This window comes from Streptomyces sp. SID5464 (assembly GCF_009862985.1).
Taxonomy (GTDB): Bacteria; Actinomycetota; Actinomycetes; order Streptomycetales; family Streptomycetaceae; genus Streptomyces; species Streptomyces chartreusis_D.
The window spans coordinates 221,964-241,683 of the sequence record NZ_WWIQ01000059.1; the positions used below are offsets into that span (position 1 = coordinate 221,964).

Genomic DNA, 19,720 nt, shown 5'->3' on the forward strand with positions numbered 1-19,720 from the left:
CGAACCGCTGCTGCGCGGCGGCCGGATCCGCAAGCTGTCCTTCACCGGCTCCACGGCCGTCGGCCGGATCCTGCTCGCCCAGTGCGCCGACACCGTCGTACGGACGTCGATGGAGCTGGGCGGCAACGCGCCGTTCATCGTCTTCGACGACGCCGATCTGGACGTGGCCGTGGACGGCGCGATGGTCGCCAAGATGCGCAACATGGGCGAGGCCTGCACCGCCGCCAACCGCTTCTTCGTGCACCGCTCGGTGGCCGAGGAGTTCGGGCGCCGCCTCGCCGAGCGGATGGGCGCGCTGGTGGTGGGCCCCGGCACCCGGAACGGCGTCGACGTCGGCCCGCTGATCGACGCCGCCGGACGCGCCAAGGTCGCGGAACTCGTCGCCGACGCGGTGGAGCGCGGCGCCCGGGTCCTCGTCGGCGGCCGTACGCCCGAAGGGCCGGGCTGCTTCTACCCGCCGACCGTGCTCACGGACGTCTCTCCCGAGAGCCGCCTGATGGACACGGAGATCTTCGGACCCGTGGCCGCGATCCTCACCTTCGACGACGAGGACGAGGTCCTGCGCCGGGCCAACGACACGCCCTGGGGTCTCGTCGGTTACGTCTTCACCCAGGGGCTGGACCGCGGCCTGCGCGTCAGCGAAGGTCTGGAGGTGGGCATGGTGGGCCTGAACACCGGCCTCGTCTCCAACCCGGCCGCGCCCTTCGGCGGGGTCAAGCAGTCCGGGCTCGGCCGTGAGGGCGGGCGGGTCGGCATCGACGAGTTCCTGGAGTACCAGTACGTCGCGGTGCCGGTGCGATGACGGCGTCACGCCCCCTGGTGCCGGTCGCGCCGGGGGGTTCGGGGCCACCTCCGGAGGTCCCGGGGCGAACCGGCTCCGGCACCGGTGGCTGATGACCCGTCAGTAGGTCGTCCGTCCCGGGCCCTTGACTCGTGAAGCGGTAGTGGCCATCCTCGTCGCACCTTGGATGAGGTCATGACAACCCGGCCGTCGTTCCCCGGCCTTCGCGGTCGCGGACGGCCGGTACGTCGGCCCCGCCATCCCGCCGACCGAGGACGTGGCTGTGACCAGTGCCGGACGCCCGTACCGCAGACGCAAGAACGTCACCGTCGTGTCGCTCCTCCTGCTCGTGCTGGCCGTCGCGCTGGGCCCGACGCCGAGTTCGGCGGCCGGAACCGACTGGTGGAACCCGACCGCACGGCCCGCCCCGGACTCCCGGATCAACGTCACGGGCGAGCCCTTCACCGGCACCGACGCGAGCGGCGAAGTGCGCGGCTTCGTCGACGCGCACGACCACATTTTCGCCAACGAGGCCTTCGGCGGCCGTCTGATCTGCGGCAAGCCGTTCTCCGAGCGGGGCGTCGCCGACGCGCTCAAGGACTGCCCGGAGCACTACCCGGACGGCTCGCTCGCGATCTTCGACTTCATCACCAACGGCGGCGACGGCAAACACGACCCGGTCGGCTGGCCCACCTTCGAGGACTGGCCGGCCCACGACTCGCTGACCCACCAGCAGAACTACTACGCCTGGGTGGAGCGGGCCTGGCGCGGCGGTCAGCGGGTACTGGTCAACGACCTCGTCACCAACGGCGTCATCTGCTCCGTGTACTTCTTCAAGGACCGCGGCTGCGACGAGATGACGTCCATCCGGCTGCAGGCCAAACTGACGTACGACATGCAGTCCTTCGTGGACAGGATGTACGGCGGGCCCGGCAAGGGCTGGTTCCGGATCGTCACCGACAGCGCGCAGGCCCGTGAGGTGATCGAGCAGGGCAAGCTCGCGGTCGTCCTCGGCGTCGAGACCTCCGAGCCCTTCGGCTGCAAGCAGGTCCTGGACATCGCGCAGTGCAGCAGGGCCGACATCGACAAGGGCCTGGACGAGTTGTACGCGCTGGGCGTGCGCAGCATGTTCCTGTGCCACAAGTTCGACAACGCGCTGTGCGGTGTCCGCTTCGACTCGGGCACCCTCGGAACGGCCATCAACGTCGGCCAGTTCCTGTCCACCGGCACCTTCTGGAGGACGGAGAAGTGCGCCGGACCGCAAGCCGACAACCCCATCGGCAACGCGGCGGCGGCCGAAGCCGAGAAAAAGCTCCCGGAGGGTGTGCGGGTCCCCTCCTACAACGCGGACGCCCAGTGCAACGTCCGCGGACTCACCGGACTCGGCGAATACGCCGTCCGCGGCATGATGCGACGCGGGATGATGCTGGAGATCGACCACATGAGCGTCAAGGCCACCGGCCGGGTGCTCGACATCTTCGAGGCCGAGTCCTACCCCGGCGTGCTCTCCTCGCACAGCTGGATGGACCTGGACTGGACCGAACGGGTCTACGGCCTCGGCGGCTTCATCGCCCAGTACATGCACGGCTCCGAGGGCTTCGTCTCGGAGGCGAAGCGCACGGAGGCGCTGCGCGACAAGTACGGCGTGGGCTACGGGTACGGCACCGACATGAACGGCGTCGGCGGTTGGCCGGGACCGCGCGGCGCGGACGCCCCCGACAAGGTCACGTACCCCTTCAAGAGCGTCGACGGGGGCTCGGTCATCGACCGGCAGACCACCGGCGAGCGCACCTGGGACCTGAACACCGACGGAGCCGCCCACTACGGTCTGGTCCCGGACTGGATCGAGGACATCCGCAGAGTCGGCGGCCGGGACGTGGTCGACGACCTCTTCCGCGGCGCCGAGTCCTACCTCGACACCTGGAAGGCCTCGGAGAACCACAAGGCCGGAGTCGATCTGGCGCGCGGCGCCACCGCGTCGGCCAGTTCCTCGGAGTGGAGCCTGTTCACGAGCTACGAACCGCACCGGGCCGTCGACGGCGACCGCGGCACCCGCTGGGCGAGCGACTGGAGCGACGACCAGTGGTACCAGCTCGACCTCGGCTCCACGCGGCTCGTCGAGCGGGTCACCCTCGACTGGGAGCGCGCGTACGCGAAGTCGTACCGCGTCGAGCTCTCCGCCGACGGAGTGAAGTGGCGAACCGCCTGGTCCACGACAGCGGGCGACGGCGGCCTGGACACCGCGAGATTCGCCGGCACCCCGGCCAGGTACGTACGCGTCCAGGGCCTGGAACGCGGCACCGGCTGGGGCTACTCCCTCTACGAGGTCGGCGTCCGGGGCGGCTGACGCACCTCACCGGGCTGGTGCGCGAGCCCTGACGGAGGCACCGCACGCCCGATCGAGAATGAAGACATGAATCAGTCTTCATGTGTTCCTGTATGGTGGGGAGGCACGCGCCCCCGCCTGAAGGACCCTCGATGACCTCCACCCTCACGCCGCAGCCGGTCGACCGGGCGGAGCCCCCGCGCACCGGGACCGTGCCCCGGCGGCGTACCCGTGTGCTCGCGCTCCCCGAGGCGCGCTGGGCCGCGGCGGCCACCGTCCTCTTCCTGCTCGCGCTGCCCTTGCAGCTGACCGGCGCACCCGCCTGGACCTGGGGCCCGCTCTACGCCCTGTCGTACGTCACGGGCGGCTGGGAGCCGGGCTGGGAAGGGCTCAAGGCGCTCAAGGAGCGCACCCTCGACGTCGACCTGCTGATGGTCGTCGCCGCACTGGGCGCGGCGGCGATCGGGCAGGTCATGGACGGCGCCCTGCTCATCGTCATCTTCGCCACCTCCGGCGCGCTGGAGGCGCTGGCCACCGCCCGCACCGCCGACTCCGTCCGCGGCCTGCTCGACCTCGCCCCCGCCACGGCCACCCGGCTGACCCCGGACGGCGGCGAACAGACCGTTCCCGTCGAGGAGCTGGCGGTCGGCGACACCGTCCTCGTCCGCCCCGGTGAGCGCGTCGGCGCCGACGGCCGCGTGCTGGACGGGGCGAGCGACGTGGACCAGGCGACCATCACCGGCGAGCCGCTCCCCGTGGCGAAGGAACCGGGCGACGAGGTATTCGCCGGCACCCTCAACGGCACCGGCGCCCTGCGGATCCGCGTCGAGCGCGACGCGTCCGACTCGGTGATCGCCCGGATCGTCCGGATGGTGCAGGAGGCGTCCGAGACCAAGGCACCCACCCAGCTGTTCATCGAGAAGGTCGAACAGCGTTACTCGCTGGGCATGGTGGCCGCGACCCTGGCCGTCTTCCTGGTGCCGCTCGCCTTCGGCGCACAGCTCACCGACTCCCTGCTGCGCGCCATGACGTTCATGATCGTGGCCTCGCCTTGCGCGGTCGTGCTGGCGACCATGCCGCCCCTGCTGTCGGCCATCGCCAACGCCGGACGGCACGGTGTGCTGGTGAAGTCGGCCGTGGTGATGGAGCGGCTCGGCCAGACGGACGCGGTCGCGCTGGACAAGACCGGCACGCTGACCGAGGGCAGCCCGCGCGTCACCGATGTCCGGCCGCTGGCCGGATCCGCCCTGGACGAGGGCGGGTTGCTGACGCTGGCGGCGGCGGCCGAGCGGCCCAGTGAGCATCCGCTGGCCCGGGCGGTCGTGGACGCGGCCCGCGAGCGCGGTCTCGACCTCCCCGGCGCGGAGGACTTCACCTCCGCTCCCGGCGTGGGAGTCACCGCCGTCGTGAAGGGCCGTACGGTCGCCGTCGGTGCCCCGGCACGCCTGCTGGACGACTCGGGCGGCACGGCCGCCGCCGTCGCCGGGGAACTGGAGGAGTCCGGCCGCACCGCCGTCCTGGTCCTCGTCGACGGGGCCCCCGCCGGACTGCTCGGCATCGCCGACCGGCTGCGCCCGGACGCCGCCGCCACCGTCGCCGCGCTCACCACGCTCACCGGCACCGCCCCGGCGCTCCTCACCGGCGACAACCCCCGGGCCGCCGCACACCTCGCTGCCGAGGCCGGCATCGACGACGTGCGCGCCGGGCTGTTGCCGCAGGACAAGCTGGCGGCCGTTCAGGAGATGGAGAGCGCGGGCCGCAAGGTGCTGGTCGTCGGGGACGGCGTCAACGACGCACCCGCCCTGGCCGCCGCCCACACCGGGATCGCCATGGGCCGGGCGGGATCCGACCTCGCCCTGGAGACCGCCGACGCCGTCATCGTGCGCGACGAACTCGCGGCGGTCCCCACCACCGTCGCCCTCTCCCGCCGCGCGCGCAGGCTGGTCGTGCAGAACCTCGTCATCGCCGGGGTGTTCATCGCGGGCCTGGTCGTCTGGGACCTGGCCGGAAACCTGCCGCTGCCGCTGGGCGTCGCGGGCCACGAGGGCTCCACGGTCCTGGTCGGGCTGAACGGCCTGCGCCTGCTGCGGGAGACGGCCTGGCAGCGCGCTGCCGCCGAGGGCACCGGCTGAGCTGCCGGCGGACCGTCCGTCAGCGCCCCGGGGCCGGGCCGCTGCTGGCACGCACGACCAGGTCCACGGGGACGAGCGTGTCGACCCGGGGCCGTTCCCCGGGGCCGTCGATGCGGTCCAGGAGGAGCCGCAGGGAACGGGTGCCGATCTCGGCGAAGTCGGTGCGGACGGTGGTCAGCGGCGGCAGGAGATGCGCGGCCTCGGGGATGTCGTCGTAGCCGACGACGCTGACGTCCCCGGGGACGGAGCGCCCGGACTCGTGCAGGGCGTGCAGCAGGCCCAGGGCCATCTGGTCGTTCGAGGCGAACACCGCCGTCACCTCCGGACGCCGGGCCAGCCGACGGCCCAGGTCGTAACCGGAGCCGGCGCTCCAGTCCCCGACGAGCGGGGCCGGGACGTCGGCACCGGCCGCCTGGAGCGTCGCCTGCCAGCTCGCCAGCCGGTGGTCGGCGGAGGTCCAGCCGGCGGGGCCCGCGATGTGCCAGACGGTGGCGTGCCCGAGGCCGAGGAGGTGCTCGGTGGCCTTGCGGGCACCGGTGCGGGAGTCCCCGGTGACCAGGGGTGTGCTGTCGTCGAGGGCGTTCTCCAGGACCACCAGGGGAGTCCCGAGGTCGGCCCGCGCCAGGGTCTGGCCCACCCACTGCTGCGGGGCGATCGCGATGACGCCGTCCGCGCCCTCGGCCGACAGCCGGTTCACGGCCTCGACGACGGTGTCGTGGTCGGCCGTGTCGAGCGCGATGGAGCTCACCAGGTAACCGGCCTCCTGGGCCGCGGTGTTGATGGCGGTCAGGATGGAGGCGGGCCCGTACCGGGCGGCGTCGAAGGAGATGACCCCGAGCATCCGGGTCCGGCCGCTGGCCAGCGACCGCGCGCTGCGGCTGGGCCGGTAGCCGAGCGTGCGCATGGCGTCCAGGACCGCCTCGCGCGTCTCCGGGCGGACGGCCGGATGGTCGTTGAGCACCCGGGAGACGGTCTGCTTGGAGACGCCGGCCAGCCGGGCCACGTCGGCCATCACCGGTCGCGCCCCCGCGAAGTTGCGCCGGCTGCGGCCCCTGGGCACGGGGCTGTCGGTGGCGCTGGGTGTCATGGCGGGTGATTCCTCGACGTCGGTTGCGGCGGTCCTGACCCCGCCCGGCAGGAGCACAGCATAGGCCGGGCGGGGTACGCGGGACCGCGGAGCCACAGAGGGCAGCGCGACGCGGGTGTTCATCGTGCAAGGGCTCCTCGGTCCGTCCGGAGCACCCACGAGCGCGTGACCACCCACTCGGCGTGCCGCACCCCGGCCGCCCGCCAGGCGTCACCCACCTGCCCCGGCACATGCACCGCGGCGTCCGCGGCCAGCGGCAGCACCCTCAGCCGCAGGCCCCGCGCCCGCACCTCCTCGACAGGCAGCCGGTCCAGGCCGATGTCCCAGACCCGGCCCGAGTAGAACTGGTCGGCGACCAGGACGTCCCCCACGTAGGCCCGGGCCAGGTCCCCCGTCCAGTGCAGCCGCAGCAGGACACCGGCGGGCGCCGCCAGCAGGTCCTCCGGTACGTCGACGCGGTACTCGGCGGCCACCGCCTCGACGTGCTTGTCCGCCGGCACGCTCGCCCGGCCCCGCACGCCGGTCACCGGCTCGGGCGCCGGACCGGCGGGCCTGACCAGGGTGACGGGCACCGCGCTGTACGTGAGGGGCGCGGCCTCGATCGTGTAGCGGGTGAACACGCCGTCCGCCGCCTTCCGCACCCGTGTCCCGGCCACCACCGGGGCGGAATCCGGCGCGGGCAGCACCGCGAACGACGGCTCGGCGGCCGGGCTGTGCAGCCGTACCTCGGCACCGTCGAAGACGACGGCGTCCCCGGACAGCACCAGCCGCTCGGCTCCCCACGCGTCACCCCGGTAGACGGTGCGGGCCGTCGCCGCGTCCAGGACCAGCAGTCCGACGCGTGAACCGTCGGTCGCGTCCACCTCGACCAGGGCGTCGGTGCCGGGTCGCACTCCGCTGACCAGGACCCGGCCGGCGACCGGCGTGACCTCCCCGGACGGTGCCGCGACGGACGCCACCGTGTCCGCGTCCAGGACGAGTTCGGGCGCGATGCCGTCGGTCGCGGCCAGCACCAGGACCGTGCGCCCGCCCGCCTCGACGGTGCACACCGGCTGCGCGGTCGCCCACTCCAGCCGCAGCCCGGCCACGTCGAGCCGCAGCGGCCAGCAGAAGCAGGCGCCGGAGGGCACCGTGACGGGAGCGCTCGGCAGCGTCAGCGACGGTGCGTCCGGGAAGTCGACCGCGAAGGCCGTGCCCGGGTGGTCGGGCAGCGGCTCGTGCGGCTGGTGGTTGGTCACGAACAGGAACCCCGACGTGCCGTCGGTGCGGACGGCCCAGCGCAGCGTGTCCCGGTCGTGCTGCCCGGCCGGCTGCCGCTCGGGCAGCACGGACTCCATGGGGGCGATCCGGTGCCCGAAGCAGTCCAGCAGCAGGTGCTGGAGCCGCAGTTCGTGGTACGAGGAACGCACCTGGCCGTACTCGCCGAGCGGGGCCTGGAAGTCGTAGGTCAGGACAGGCAGGTCGTTGGGGTAGCCGGTGGCGTGCGACTCCTGAAGGGCCGTCAGCTCACCGGGCGGGTTCGTGCCGCCGTGGAACATGTAGTAGCCCTGCCAGACCGAACCGCAGCCGATCTTGGTGAGCCCCAGCGCGCCCACGTCGGCGGCCTCCACCCGGGGCCGCCGGTGGTAGGCCACCGCCATGCCGCCGCCCAACTCGCAGGTGGCCCAGGGGAACCGGTCCGTCGGAGCCGGGTCCGAGCCGCGTACGGTCGTGGGCCGCAGGTCGGCGCCGATGCCCTCGTCGTCGCGCTCGTGGGTGAAGAAGAAGTGCTTGCGGCAGGTGTCGGGCCAGCCGCCGTCCGCCTCCGTCCAGAACGCCTCCGGATAGCCGCCGTACAGGGGAAGCAGTTCGTCACCCGGGAGCTGGACCCCGCCCCAGGCGGTCGACGTCCACAGCGGCGCGCTGAGTCCGGCCTCCTGTGCCAGGCGCTTCAGTGTCCGCAGATGGCCGGGCTGGTCGTAGAGCTCGTTCTCGATCTGGATCGCGACGATCGGGCCGCCGTGCGCCCGGTCCAGACCCCGCAGTTGGTCCGCGACGGCCGCGAACCAGACCCGTACGGACTCCAGATAGGCCGGATCGTCGCTGCGCGGCGCGTGGACGCGGGCCGGCAGCCAGTCCGGCAGGCCGCCGTTGCGTACCTCGGCGTGGCACCACGGGCCGATGCGCGGGATGAAGTCCAGTCCGTGGCGTGCGCACAGCTCGGCGAAGCGACGCAGGTCGCGGTCGCCGTCGAAGCGGATCCGCCCCTCGATCTCCTCGTGGTGGATCCAGATGACGTAGGAGGCGACGGCGGTCACCCCGCCCGCCTTCATCTTCAGCAGTTCCTCCTGCCACTCCCGGGCCGGGTAGCGGGAGTAGTGGAACTCGCCGGAGACCGGGAACCAGGGGCGGCCGCCACGGGTGAGCCAGCGGCCGGTGACCTCGATCGGGTCGGGCACGCCCGGTGCGTCCGTGAAGGGCAGGTGGCCGGTCGGCGGGGGAGCGGAGGGCGCGGGCACGCGCAGCCGGTGCGGGGTCACCAGGTGTTCTCCGGGCCGAGGTCGGGCGTGTCGGTGAGCTGGGCGCGGGTGGCGGCGGTGCCGTGCAGTTCCAGCAGGACCAGCTCGTTGGAGCCCGGCCGCAGCACCGGCGCGGGGACGTACAGCGTGTGCTGGGGGCCGCGGTTCCAGTAGCGGCCCAGGTGGAAGCCGTTGATCCAGGCCTGCCCCTTCGTCCAGCCGGGCAGGGAGAGGAAGGCGTCGGCGGGCGTGTCCACCTCGAACGTGCCGCGGTGGAAGGCCGGCACGGTGACCGCCGTCCCGTCGCCCGGGGCGAACGGCACGGCGTCCAGGTCGTCCAGCGGCAGCGGGTGGCATTCCCAGCCGCGCAGGACGGTGCCGTTGCAGGAGACGGGACCGAGCAGGCCCTTCGGGGCGCCGATGCGGGGCCCGTAGTTGACACCGCCCATGTTCTCGACGAGCACCTCCAGCTCGGCGCCCGGGTGAGGTATGCGCACCGGCAGCGTCTCGTCGTGGCGTTCGCGCTCCAGTACACCGACGGGTGCGCCGTCGACGAAGACCTGGGCACGGTCGCCGACCCCGTCGGCGAAGTGCAGCAGACCGTCACCGGGGGCGGGCAGGACGGTGCGGTACAGCGCGTAGCCGGTGCGCTGCCCGAGCTCGCCCATGGTCACCGGGTCGTCGGTGCGGACGGGAGCGGCGAGCGCGCCGGCCAGCGGAAGCAGAGGTGCCCGGCCGTCCAACTCGACCCCGGTCGGCGGCAGTTTGGGACCGGGCGCCGGGACGGGCTCGTCGGGGACCCCGGCATGACGGGCGATGACCTCGCGGAACGCGTGGTACTTCGGGCCCGGGTCGCCGCACTCGGTGAGCGCGGCGTCGTAGTCGTACGACGTCACGGTGGGTTCGTAGGCGTGCTTGTGGTTGGCGCCGTTGGTGAAGCCGAAGTTGGTGCCGCCGTGGAACATGTAGATGTTGACGGACGCCCCGGCGGACAGCAGCCGGTCCAGATCGGCGGCGGCGTCGGCCGCGTTCCGGACGTGGTGCGGACCGCCCCAGTGGTCGAACCAGCCGATCCAGAACTCGGCGCAGAACAACGGGCCTTCGCGTCGGTACTCGCGCAGCCGTCCGAGGCACTGCTCGACCCGGCTGCCGAAGGTGCCGGCGGTCAGCACGCCCGGCAGGCTCCCGGCGGCCAGGTGCTCGGGGTCGGCCTGGTCGCAGGTGAACAGCAGCTCCTCGACGCCCCGGGAACGGAACGCGTCGGCCAGGTGCTTGAGGTACGCGCTGTCGTCGCCGTAGGCCCCGTACTCGTTCTCCACCTGCACGGCGATGACGGGACCGCCCGCCGCGGCCAGGTGCGGCCGGAGCGGGGGCAGCAGCAGGTCCAGGTAGCGGTCGACGGCCCCGGTGAAACGCGGATCGCTGGAGCGCAGCCGGATGTCCGGGTCGGAGGTCAGCCAGTCGGGCAGGCCGCCGCCGTCCCACTCGGCACAGATGAACGGACCGGGGCGCAGCAGCACGTGCAGCCCCTCGTCCTGGGCGAGGCGGAGGAACCGGGGCAGGTCGAGGAAGCCGTCGAGCACGAGAGGGCCCTCGGGATCGGGCTGGTGGTGGTTCCACGGGAGGTACGTCTCCACCGTGTTGAGGCCCATCAGCCGCGCTTTGCGCAGCCGGTCGGACCACAGGCCCGGGTGGACGCGGAAGTAGTGCAGCGCACCGGAGATGATCCGGAACGGCTCGCCGTGCAGCAGGAATCCGTCGGACGTCGTCGTCAGGGCGGGCATGCGGGAGCTTCCCTTCGGGAGAGGGGCTGAAGTCGGTGGTGCGGGCGATGGGAGTCGACGGGAGTCGGTTCAGTGAGAGCGGGTGACGCGGATCAGCCAGAGCGTGGCGCCCAGGCACACCGCCGAGACACCGCACAGCAGGAGGGGCACCGCGCGGACCCCCGACCACTCGATGGCCTTGCCCAGCGCCGGACCGGCCGCGACACCGCCGGCCATGGACGCCGCGATGACCAGGGCACCGGCTCTCCGGGCCCTGGGGGCGGCCCGGTTCAGCCAGGGCAGCCCGGTCGGGAAGATCGGCGCGATGAACAGACCGACACCGGCGTACGCGTACGGCGCCAGCGCCGGCACGGACGCGGCCAGCAGACACACCGTCATGCCCGCGCAGGAGACGGCGATGATCGTCTGGGCGGAGAAACGCAGTGCGAGCGGCGCGACCAGGAAGCGGCCGACGGTCATCATCAGCCAGTACACGGAGGTGGCGGTGGCGGCCACACCCGCGCCGTAGCCGACGGTCTCCAGATGCGTGGGCTCCCAGCCGCCGACCCCGGCCTCGATGCCGACGTGCAGGACGTAGAGCGCCACGAAGACGGCGAGCACCGAGGCGAGGCTCCGCCGGAGGGCCCCGCCACCGCTCGTCGAGTTCCCGGCCGGGACGGGCGCGTCGTTCCGTACGCCCTTCAGGCACAGCAGCAACGGCAGGTTGGCGAGGGCGAAACCGAGGAAGACCGCCGGGTAGTGCTCGGAGCCGACCACGCCGATCAGGGCGGGGCCGAGGATGGCGCCGATGCCGAAGTGGGCGTTGAGGATGTTCAGCATCGCGGTCGAACGGTGGCCGAAGCCCACGGCGAACAGCTGGTTGAGCCCGTAGTCGATGCCGCCGAAACCGAGCCCGGCGAGCAGGGCCGCCGCCAGGGCGGTGGGCCAGCCGGGCGCCAGCGCGAAGCCCGCAGCGCCGACCGCCATCAGCAGGTAGGAGCTGCCGAGGATGTGCCGGTTGCCGACCCGCCCGTAGAGCCGGTCGAACAGCAGCACACCCGCCACGCCGCCGACGAAGTGGGCACTGAGCCCCAGCCCCGCGGCGGACGGCGAGAGCCCGAACTCCGCACGGAAGCCCGGGATCGCCGGCCCGTAGAGGGCCTGCAACGCGCCGATGAGCACGAAGCCCGCACAGGAGGCGACCACCGCGGCCCCGCTGAACACCGGGGCCGACGGCGCGGGGGAGAGGGTGACCGCGCGCTGCGCGGTGGGCTGGTCGGTCACGCGGACTCCGGGGGGACGGCCGGCCGGACGGGGGCGGGCGGAGGACACATCGCGTAAGGCTCGAAGCAAGGGCGGACCATGGTGATGTTACCGGTAACATCAGGCTCGGGAACACCTTTTTGACGGCACGAACGAGAAGTCCGCGCAAGCTTCGCGCTGCCGCGCCCCCTCCTGTAATCGCGTGGTCAAGCGGGTGCAGTGGCTGATCTAATACGCGCACGGGCCGTCTGCGCCCTTCGGGCCGGCGTAACGGAAGGGAACCTTCGGCATGTCTGTCATCCACCGCACCTGGGTCAAACCGACCAAGCTGGAACTGCTCACCTCCTGGCTGCCGTCCCGCCCGTGGTACCGCGGTGGCGCAGCCGAACCGGAGCTGGCCAAGGCCGGCGGGTTCCGGCTGGACGACCCGCAGGGCGAGGTCGGGATCGAGTTCATCGTCGTCACCGACACCTCCGGCCCTCACCCCGTCACCTACTCGGTGCCGCTCACCTATCGCGGTGCCGCGCTCGACGGGGCGGAGCACGCCCTCGTGGGCACCATGGAGCACGGGGTGCTCGGGCAGCGCTGGGCCTACGACGGTTGCCACGACCCGGTGCTGGTCGCCCAGTTGGGTGCCTTGATCGAGGGCCGGGTGCAGGCTCAGGCCCAGAGCGTCAGCGACGCCCTCGACCGGGAGGTCGTCGCCTCCCGGACCGGCGAAGGCTCCGTCCCCACGGACTTCGTCGTCACCGACGACCGGGACGGCACCCGGCTGACCGCGCCGCACGGCACGACCCTCCAGCTGCACCGGGTCCTGCGACCTGCCCCGGACGGCCCGCTCGCGCCGCCCCAGGGAGCGACCGGCCAGGTCACCGGCTCCTGGCAACTCCCGGACGGCACCCGGACCCGCGGGGTCTTCGCCGTTCTGCACACCGGCCCGCGGACCTAGAGGGGCCAGACGACGATGCAGGTGCCGGAGTTCCGGCGTGCGATGGCCGCGGCCATGTCGACCGCCTCTTCACTCGGCCTGTCGGTCGACGACGCGATCGTTCTTCAGGACTCGAACAAGCTCACTCTGCGTCTGCTGCCTTGTGACGTCCTGGCCCGGGTGGCACCTGTAGCGCAGCAGGTCGCACAGTTCGAAGTCGATCTCGCTCAGCGGCTCACCGAATCCGGATGCCCGGTGGCCGCTCTCGAGCCTCGGGTGGAGCCGCGCGTCCATGAGCGTGACGGATTCGCGATCACACTGTGGACCTACTACGAACCCGTGACACCTCAAGAGGCCCCGCCGGCCGGCTACGCCGATGCGCTCGCGCGGCTGCATGCCGGCATGCGCACGCTCGATGTCCCGACGCCGCACTTCACGGACCGGGTCGAGGAGGCTCAACGCCTCGTGGCGAACCGTGACCGCACACCGGCGCTCGCCGACGCGGACCGGGAGTTGCTCGGCGACACGTTGCGAAGCCTGAGACGAGTGATCGGCGAGCGCGGCGGCTCCGAGCAGCTGCTGCACGGCGAGCCGCACCCGGGCAACGTGCTCACCACGCACAACGGACTGCTGTTCATAGACCTTGAGACGTGTTGCCGCGGACCCGTCGAGTTCGACCTCGCCCACGCGCCCGACGAAGTCGGCGAGCACTATCCGGGTGTCGATCACGACTTGCTGCGCGCGTGCCGCATCCTCGTGCTGGCGATGATCACCACGTGGCGCTGGGACCGAGACGACCAACTCCCCGACGGGCGCCGGCTGGGCACGGAGTGGCTCAGCCGGATCCGGGCAGCACTCGATCGCAACAGCTGACGCTTCCACCGGCAGACGCACGTTCACCCGCACCCGTCCAGGAAGGCACAGCCGTGGCCGTCGACTCCCCGCAGCGCATCGCCCTCCTCGGAGGCGGCTTCTCCACCGATGACGACGGCGTCCTCGACGACTGGGTGCTGGCCCGGGCACGCGTGCCCCGCCCCAAGGTGTGCTTCGTACCCACGGCCGGCGGAGACGCGCCGGCCTACATCGAACAGTTCCGTACGGCGTACGGGAACCGCCCCGCCTGCGAACCCTCCGTCCTGCACCTGTTCCGCCGCGAACTGGACGACGACGCACTGCGCTCCTTCCTGCTCGCCCAGGACGTCATATACGTGGGCGGTGGCAACACGGCCAACCTCCTCGCGGTATGGCGAGCCCACGGCGTGGACCGGCTGCTGCGGGAGGCCTACGGCCGCGGCACGCTGCTGTGCGGCATCAGCGCCGGTGCCAACTGCTGGGCCGAGGGCTCGCACACCGACTCCTTCGGGCCGTTGACGTACCTCCCCGACGGCCTGGGACTGCTGCCCGGCTCCGTCTGCCCGCACTACGACAGTGAACCGGGCCGTCGACCGTCCTACCGCGCGGCCGTGGCAGCGGGGCGGTTGCCGTCGGGCTGGGCGGTGGAGGACGGGGCCGCGGCACTGTTCACGGACGGTGTGCTCACGGAGGCCGTCACCCGGACGCGGGGAGCCGGGGTGTACCGGGTGGAGCCGGCCGGGGGTGGTGGCGTGAGTGAGCGTGCGCTGCCCTGTCGGTGGCCCGGGACCCGGTAGGTCTTCCCACTGATCCCCTGAACCTCATCCCGCTGATCCCCTGAACCTCGGAGATCAAGCAGGATTGCCCCGGGCACGATCGGGTACGCGAGCAGCACCACGTCCGGGGCGGATCTTGCCCCGGGCGGGCCGCACGACCGCCGCTACCAGGGAATCTGCCATGGAGACACCCGCAAACGACCCCACGCCCACGCCCGCCCAGCGGGCTCTGGACGTCCTCACCGAGAACACCGAGGACGCGGCGGCTCTGGACGCGCTCGCCAACAGCGACGTGCTCATCCCCGTGCCCGACGACGCGAACGACGCCGACGCCGCCAACCCCTCGGCGGTGGCGCTGCCGGTGCTGGAGCAGCCCGGCGGCGAGCCGGTGGTGCCCGTCTTCACCTCCGAGGTGGAGATGGCCGGGCTGCTGCCGTTCGTCTCCCGCTACCGCCTGGTGCCGCTCGGCGCCCTGGCCGCCCAGTGGCCGGCCGACGACCTGTCGCTCACCATAGACGGCAGCTCGGAGCACCGCCTGACGCTCACCTCGGAGGGAGTACGCACCCTGCTGGCACGTCCGTAGGACGGACCGGGCCGGGCCCCGGGCGGTCTACGCGCCCAGGGTCCGGGCCAGCGCGGCCCGCTGGAGCGGCAGTGCCTGCGCGTGCAGGTCACGGCCCTTGGAGGTCAGGGCCACCCACACCCCGCGCCGGTCCTCCACGCACACCGAACGCGTCACCAGCCCGTCCTTCTCCAGCCGGGCGATGAGGCGGGACAGCGCGCTCTGGCTGAGATGGACCCGTCCGACCAGGTTCTGCACCCGGCACTGCTCGCCCTCCTCGGGCGCCGCCGTGGCGAGGATGTCCAGGACCTCGAAGTCGGACGCGCCGAGGCCGTGCGGATGCAGCACCCGGTCGATCTCGCACATCGTGCGCGCGTGCGCCGACAAGATGTCCCGCCACCGTTCCTCGAGCCGCGCACCAGCCGTTTTCGACGCCATATGTGAACGGTAACACCGGTGCGGCATTCAATGACCGTGCATGCAGTGCACGTCCCTCGCCGGGCGGCGGGAGCCTACGTCGACTCCCTTTCGACCAGCTCCGTCGGCAGGATCACGGCCGCCGGATCCTCACCCCCGATCTGCGCGAGCAGCACCCGTACCATCTCGGCGCTGATGCGGTCCCACGGCTGCCGGATGGTCGTGAGCTCGGGGCTGGAGGCCAGGGCGGCCGGGGAGTCGTCGAAACCGCCGACCGCGACGTCCCCCGGCACGCTCCGCCCCGCCCGGTGCAGGGCCGCCAGCACGCCCTGCGCCATGAGGTCCGAGGCGACGAACACGGCGTCCATGTCCGGGGCCTGCGCCAGCAGCCGCTCGGCACCCGCCTCGCCGCTGGCGCGGCTGTAGTCGCCGGAGACGACGAGGCGCTCGTCGTACTCCAGGCCCGCCTGGGCGAGCACCTCCTGGTAGCCGGCGAGACGCTCGACACCGCCGGGCGTGTCCAGCGGCCCGGTCACCATGCCCACCCGGCGCCGCCCGAGCGACAGCAGGTGGCGCACCATGTCGCGGGCGCCGTCACGGTCGTCGGCGGCCACGTAACTCACCTTCGAGCCCAGCCCGATCGGCTTCCCGCACGCCACCAGCGGCACACCGGCCTCACGCAACTGCTCGGCGACGGGGTCACCGGAGTGGTTGGAGACCAGCAGCACCCCGTCGACATGCCCGGCGGTGATGTACCGGGTGAGGCGGCGCCGTTCGTCCTCGGTGCCCGCCAGCATCAGCAGCAGCGGGATGTCGTGCGCGGCGAGCGCCTGGGTGCAGCCGCGCAGCAGGACGTTGAAGTTGGGGTCCTCGAAGAACCGCTCCTGCGGTTCGGTGAGCAGGAAGCCGATCGAGTCGGACCGCCCGGTGATCAGGGAGCGGGCGTGCCGGTTGACGACGTAACCCGTCCTGCGGATGGCCGCGTTGACCGCTTCCTGGGCGGCCGGGCTGACGTAGTGGCCGCCGTTCAGTACACGCGAGACCGTGCCGCGCGAGACCCCCGCCTCGCGCGCCACGTCGTGGATCGTGGGCGGCCTGCGCCTGCCCCCCGAAGCGTTCATGGTCATGACTTTACGGCTCCGGAGAGCAGATCCAGACTCCAGAACCGCTGGATGACCAGGAACAGGGCGACCAGCGGCAGCACCGCGAGGAGCGCGCCCGTGATCACCAGCGTGTACAGCGCCGGGGTGTTGGCGCCCTGCTCCAGCAAGGTGAACAGGCCGAGGGTGATCGGGAACTTCTCGTCGTCGCTGAGCATGATGTACGGCAGCAGGAAGTTGTTCCAGATCGCCACGAACTGGAACAGGAACACCGTCACCATGCCGGGGATCATCATCGGCAGCGCGATCCGCGTGAAGATCCGCCACTCGCTCGCCCCGTCCATGCGCCCCGCCTCGACCACGTCGGCGGGCACCGCGGCGGCGGCGTAGATCCGCGCCAGGTAGACGCCGTACGGGAAGAGGATCTGCGGCAGCAGGACGGACAGGTACGAGTCGGTGAGGTCGGCCTTCGCCAGCAGCAGGTACTGCGGGATGGCGAGGATCACCGGCGGCATCAGCACCCCTGCGAGCAGCACGTTGAAGATCGTCTCGCGGCCGCGGAAGCGGTAGGTCGCCAGGGCGTAGCCGCTGATCGCCGACACGCACGTCGACAGCAGGGCGCCCAGACCGGCGTACAGCGCGGAGTTGCCCATCCACTCCCAGTAGACGCCGTCGCGGTAGGCGCTCAGATCGCGGACGTTGTCGGCGAAGCCCGTGCCCGGCAGGAACGTGAACGTGGAGAACAGCTCACGGCCGGACTTGGTCGCCGCCATGACCACCCAGGCCACCGGCAGCAGACAGTAGATCGCGCCCAGCAACAGCGTGACCGTGGGGATCAGGGCGATCCGGCGGCGCAGCGGCGGGCGGCCCTGGGGGGTACCGGGCGTGCTGCCCGCCACCGGCTCGGCCTGGCGGACGGCAAGGGAACTCATCGAGCTGCCTCCTGCTTCTGACGACGGTTCGCGGCCCGCAGGAAGCCGAAGGACAGCAGGAGCGTGGCGAACGCGATGATCACGGCCTGCGCCGCGGCCCCGTAGATGTCACCCTCGCCGAACGCGTCCCGGTACACCTTCATCAGCGGACTCCACGTCGTGGACACGGAGTTGGTGAGGGGCTTGAGGGTGGTCGGCTCGTTGAACACCTGGAGCGTCGCGATGATCGAGAAGAAGAAGGTCAGCACCAGCGACGGCGCCACCATCGGGATCTTGATCCGCAGCGCGATCTGCAGCGGGGTGGCGCCGTCGAGCTTCGCCGCCTCGTACACCTCCGCCGGGATCGCCTGGAGGGAGGTGTAGATGACGATCATGTTGAAGCCGGTGCCGCCCCAGACCGCGATGTTCGACAGGGCCAGGTACAGTGGCCCGCCGTCCAGCAGGTCGGGCTGCGGCAGCCCGAGCTTGTCGAGCACGAAGTAGAAGGGGCTGACGTCCGGCAGGTACAGGAAGCCCCACAGCAGCGCCGCCACCACACCGGGGATGGCGTACGGCAGGAAGATCGCGAGCCGGGTGAAGGGGGCCAGCCGCACCTTCTCGGCGTCCAGCATCAGCGCGAGCAGCAGGGCCAGGCCGAGCATCACCGGGACGACGATGCAGCCGTAACCCAGCACGCGCAGCGCCCCGTTCACCAGCTCGCTGTCGGTGAGGGCGTCGGTGTAGTTCTCCAGACCGGCCCAGACCTCCTTGCGGGCGCCGGAGCCCAGGCCCAGGCCCGAGACCTTCACCTTGCGGAAGCTGAGCCAGATCGCGTAGCCGATGGGCAGCGCGAAGAACAGCGCGAAGAGGACGGTGGCGGGGACAAGGAAGGCGTACGGGGCCCCCTTGACCCCGTACGACTGCCGGCGTGCCGTGCTTTTCACTCCGCGACCTCGAAGCCCTGCTTCTTCATGTCGGCGACGGTGTCGGCCTGCATCTTGTCCAGCGCGGCGCCGAAGTCCGACTTGTTCTTCGCTGCGGCGCCGAAGGCGTCCTTGAAGGTGGTGTAGGCGACGTTCACGTTCGGGCCCCACGCCGAGGGCGCCGTGGTCTCCGCGATGTCGGCGGCCTTGGTGTAGAAGTCGGCCTGATTGGAGAAGTAGGCCGGCGGCTTGAGGAAGGCGCCGCTGGTCTGCGCGTTCTTGGCGGCCGGGTAGATGCCGCTCTCCTTGGCCAGCGCGTTCAGGGCGTCGCCGTCGGTGTTCAGCCAGGCGGCGAACTCGGCGGCGGCCTCCTGGTGCTTGGAGTCCGTGGTGACGGCGGTGGAGGAGCCGCCCCAGCTGCCCGTGCGGTTCTCGTTGGCGGACCACTGGGGGAGGGGCGCCATGGCCCACTTGCCCTTGGTGTCGGGAGCGGCCGTGGTCAGCGTGCCCGGTGCCCACACGGCGCTGACCCAGGCGATCTGCTTGCCGGTGTTCATCGCCTTGTTCCAGGCCGGGGTGTACATCGGCTGGTTGTCGATGGCGCCCTCCTTGACGAGGCCGCCCCAGAACTCGGCGACCTTCCGCGTCGCCGCGTCGTCGATGGAGACCTTCCACCGGTCGCCGGAGGTCGTCCACCACTTGGCGCCCGCCTGCTGGGCGAGGCCCGCGAAGAGGCCGGAGTCGTTGGCGGAGAAGGTGGTGAGGTCCTTGCCGGGGGCCGCCTTCTTCAGTTCGCGGGCGGTCTCGGCGAACTCGTCCCAGGTCGTCGGGACCGTCAGGCCGTACTCCTTGAACAGGTCCTCGCGGTAGTAGAACATCATCGGCCCGATGTCCTGCGGGACCGCGTAGACCGCGTCCGTGCCCAGCGTCGTCTGCTGCCAGACACCGTCGGCGAACCTGCCCTTCGCGTCACCCACGGTCTTCGATATGTCCGCCAGCGCGTCGTTGCTGACCAGCGTGGGCAGCGCCTGGTACTCGGCCTGCACCAGGTCGGGGGCCTTGCCCGCCTTGTGCGCGGTCAGGATCTTGGTGACGAGCGTGTCGCCGGACGCCTGCTTCTTCACCGTGACGGTGATCCGGTCCTTCTTGCCCGGCCCCTTGTTCCACAGGTCCACGACCTTGTCCATGCCGGGGGTCCAGGTCCAGTACGTCAGCGAGACCGGCCCCGACTCGGTCTCGCTGTCCCCGGATCCCGAGCCGCAGGCGGCGAGGGCGGTGGCGCCGAGCACGATGGCGACGGCGGATGTCACGAGGCGGCGGCGCTTCGTGTACGGCATGGATCTCTCCCCTGACCTGGGGTCCTCGCCTGGTGCGAGAACCTGCCATGCTTCTGTGAGCGTT

Annotated in this window: 16 protein-coding genes; 7 read left to right on the plus strand and 9 right to left on the minus strand. The window is 71.8% G+C overall.

Annotation, left to right across the window (positions count from 1 at the left end):
- The 3 genes from GTY47_RS29525 to GTY47_RS29535 form a co-directional block, all read left to right on the plus strand.
- On the plus strand, positions 1–802 hold an 802-nt coding region (locus tag GTY47_RS29525; protein WP_010043954.1), incomplete at its 5' end, for an aldehyde dehydrogenase family protein.
- Between the two features lie 262 nt (positions 803–1,064).
- Positions 1,065–3,128, plus strand: a complete 2,064-nt coding sequence (locus GTY47_RS29530; RefSeq protein ID WP_010043957.1) for a discoidin domain-containing protein — start codon at positions 1,065–1,067, stop codon at positions 3,126–3,128.
- Between the two features lie 131 nt (positions 3,129–3,259).
- A complete protein-coding gene (locus GTY47_RS29535) occupies positions 3,260–5,239 on the plus strand; it encodes a heavy metal translocating P-type ATPase (RefSeq protein WP_010043960.1) in 1,980 nt (659 codons plus the stop codon).
- Positions 5,240–5,258: 19 nt separating this feature from the next.
- Here the strand turns inward: GTY47_RS29535 and GTY47_RS29540 are convergent, their stop codons facing one another.
- The 4 genes from GTY47_RS29540 to GTY47_RS29555 all read right to left on the minus strand — a co-directional run bounded on the left by GTY47_RS29540 (position 5,259) and on the right by GTY47_RS29555 (position 11,871).
- On the minus strand, positions 5,259–6,326 hold the full coding sequence (locus GTY47_RS29540; RefSeq protein WP_010043962.1) for a LacI family DNA-binding transcriptional regulator: 1,068 nt from the start codon (positions 6,324–6,326) through the stop codon (positions 5,259–5,261).
- 119 nt (positions 6,327–6,445) lie between these two features.
- The gene (locus tag GTY47_RS29545) at positions 6,446–8,848 is read right to left on the minus strand and encodes a beta-galactosidase (RefSeq protein WP_086012559.1); all 2,403 of its coding nucleotides are present in this window, start codon (positions 8,846–8,848) and stop codon (positions 6,446–6,448) included.
- The gene (locus tag GTY47_RS29550; protein WP_010043967.1) at positions 8,842–10,608 is read right to left on the minus strand and encodes a glycoside hydrolase family 35 protein; all 1,767 of its coding nucleotides are present in this window, start codon (positions 10,606–10,608) and stop codon (positions 8,842–8,844) included. Before GTY47_RS29550 ends, GTY47_RS29545 begins: the two co-directional genes overlap by 7 nt.
- A gap of 69 nt (positions 10,609–10,677) precedes the next feature.
- Positions 10,678–11,871, minus strand: coding sequence for an MFS transporter (locus GTY47_RS29555; RefSeq protein WP_010043969.1), 1,194 nt, complete (start codon positions 11,869–11,871; stop codon positions 10,678–10,680).
- A gap of 268 nt (positions 11,872–12,139) precedes the next feature.
- On the opposite strand from GTY47_RS29555, the gene GTY47_RS29560 reads away from it, so the two are divergent.
- The 4 genes from GTY47_RS29560 to GTY47_RS29575 all read left to right on the plus strand — a co-directional run bounded on the left by GTY47_RS29560 (position 12,140) and on the right by GTY47_RS29575 (position 14,989).
- Positions 12,140–12,799 carry a hypothetical protein gene (locus GTY47_RS29560; RefSeq protein ID WP_010043972.1) on the plus strand — a complete coding sequence of 220 codons (660 nt, stop codon included), beginning with the start codon at positions 12,140–12,142 and terminating at the stop codon, positions 12,797–12,799.
- Between the two features lie 15 nt (positions 12,800–12,814).
- Complete coding sequence (locus GTY47_RS29565; RefSeq protein WP_010043974.1) at positions 12,815–13,651, plus strand: aminoglycoside phosphotransferase family protein; 837 nt, start codon at positions 12,815–12,817, stop codon at positions 13,649–13,651.
- A 53-nt stretch (positions 13,652–13,704) separates the two neighbouring features.
- Positions 13,705–14,427, plus strand: a complete 723-nt coding sequence (locus tag GTY47_RS29570) for a peptidase E (RefSeq protein ID WP_010043976.1) — start codon at positions 13,705–13,707, stop codon at positions 14,425–14,427.
- A gap of 160 nt (positions 14,428–14,587) precedes the next feature.
- Positions 14,588–14,989 (plus strand): SseB family protein, encoded by a 402-nt coding sequence (locus GTY47_RS29575; RefSeq protein WP_010043978.1) that lies wholly within the window; start codon positions 14,588–14,590, stop codon positions 14,987–14,989.
- Between the two features lie 27 nt (positions 14,990–15,016).
- On the opposite strand, the gene GTY47_RS29580 is transcribed toward GTY47_RS29575, so the two are convergent.
- From GTY47_RS29580 to GTY47_RS29600, 5 genes are all read right to left on the minus strand, one after another.
- Positions 15,017–15,406, minus strand: a complete 390-nt coding sequence (locus GTY47_RS29580) for a MarR family transcriptional regulator (RefSeq protein ID WP_029181458.1) — start codon at positions 15,404–15,406, stop codon at positions 15,017–15,019.
- Positions 15,407–15,480: 74 nt separating this feature from the next.
- Positions 15,481–16,512 (minus strand): LacI family DNA-binding transcriptional regulator, encoded by a 1,032-nt coding sequence (locus GTY47_RS29585; RefSeq protein WP_010043981.1) that lies wholly within the window; start codon positions 16,510–16,512, stop codon positions 15,481–15,483.
- Positions 16,509–17,417, minus strand: coding sequence for a carbohydrate ABC transporter permease (locus GTY47_RS29590; protein ID WP_010043983.1), 909 nt, complete (start codon positions 17,415–17,417; stop codon positions 16,509–16,511). Before GTY47_RS29590 ends, GTY47_RS29585 begins: the two co-directional genes overlap by 4 nt.
- Positions 17,414–18,340, minus strand: coding sequence for a sugar ABC transporter permease (locus GTY47_RS29595; protein ID WP_010043985.1), 927 nt, complete (start codon positions 18,338–18,340; stop codon positions 17,414–17,416). Before GTY47_RS29595 ends, GTY47_RS29590 begins: the two co-directional genes overlap by 4 nt.
- Positions 18,337–19,656, minus strand: coding sequence for an extracellular solute-binding protein (locus GTY47_RS29600; RefSeq protein WP_010043986.1), 1,320 nt, complete (start codon positions 19,654–19,656; stop codon positions 18,337–18,339). Before GTY47_RS29600 ends, GTY47_RS29595 begins: the two co-directional genes overlap by 4 nt.
- Between the last annotated feature and the right edge of the window lie 64 nt (positions 19,657–19,720).

Bases quoted from the DNA above. Each gene is read 5' to 3' on its own strand.
- GTY47_RS29535 (WP_010043960.1), top strand. From the start codon at position 3,260: ATGACCTCCACCCTCACGCCGCAGCCGGTCGACCGGGCGGAGCCCCCG.
- GTY47_RS29540 (WP_010043962.1), bottom strand. From the start codon at position 6,326: ATGACACCCAGCGCCACCGACAGCCCCGTGCCCAGGGGCCGCAGCCGG.
- GTY47_RS29550 (WP_010043967.1), bottom strand. From the start codon at position 10,608: ATGCCCGCCCTGACGACGACGTCCGACGGATTCCTGCTGCACGGCGAG.
- GTY47_RS29560 (WP_010043972.1), top strand. From the start codon at position 12,140: ATGTCTGTCATCCACCGCACCTGGGTCAAACCGACCAAGCTGGAACTG.
- GTY47_RS29565 (WP_010043974.1), top strand. From the start codon at position 12,815: ATGCAGGTGCCGGAGTTCCGGCGTGCGATGGCCGCGGCCATGTCGACC.
- GTY47_RS29575 (WP_010043978.1), top strand. From the start codon at position 14,588: ATGGAGACACCCGCAAACGACCCCACGCCCACGCCCGCCCAGCGGGCT.
- GTY47_RS29580 (WP_029181458.1), bottom strand. From the start codon at position 15,406: ATGGCGTCGAAAACGGCTGGTGCGCGGCTCGAGGAACGGTGGCGGGAC.
- GTY47_RS29585 (WP_010043981.1), bottom strand. From the start codon at position 16,512: ATGACCATGAACGCTTCGGGGGGCAGGCGCAGGCCGCCCACGATCCAC.
- GTY47_RS29590 (WP_010043983.1), bottom strand. From the start codon at position 17,417: ATGAGTTCCCTTGCCGTCCGCCAGGCCGAGCCGGTGGCGGGCAGCACG.
- GTY47_RS29600 (WP_010043986.1), bottom strand. From the start codon at position 19,656: ATGCCGTACACGAAGCGCCGCCGCCTCGTGACATCCGCCGTCGCCATC.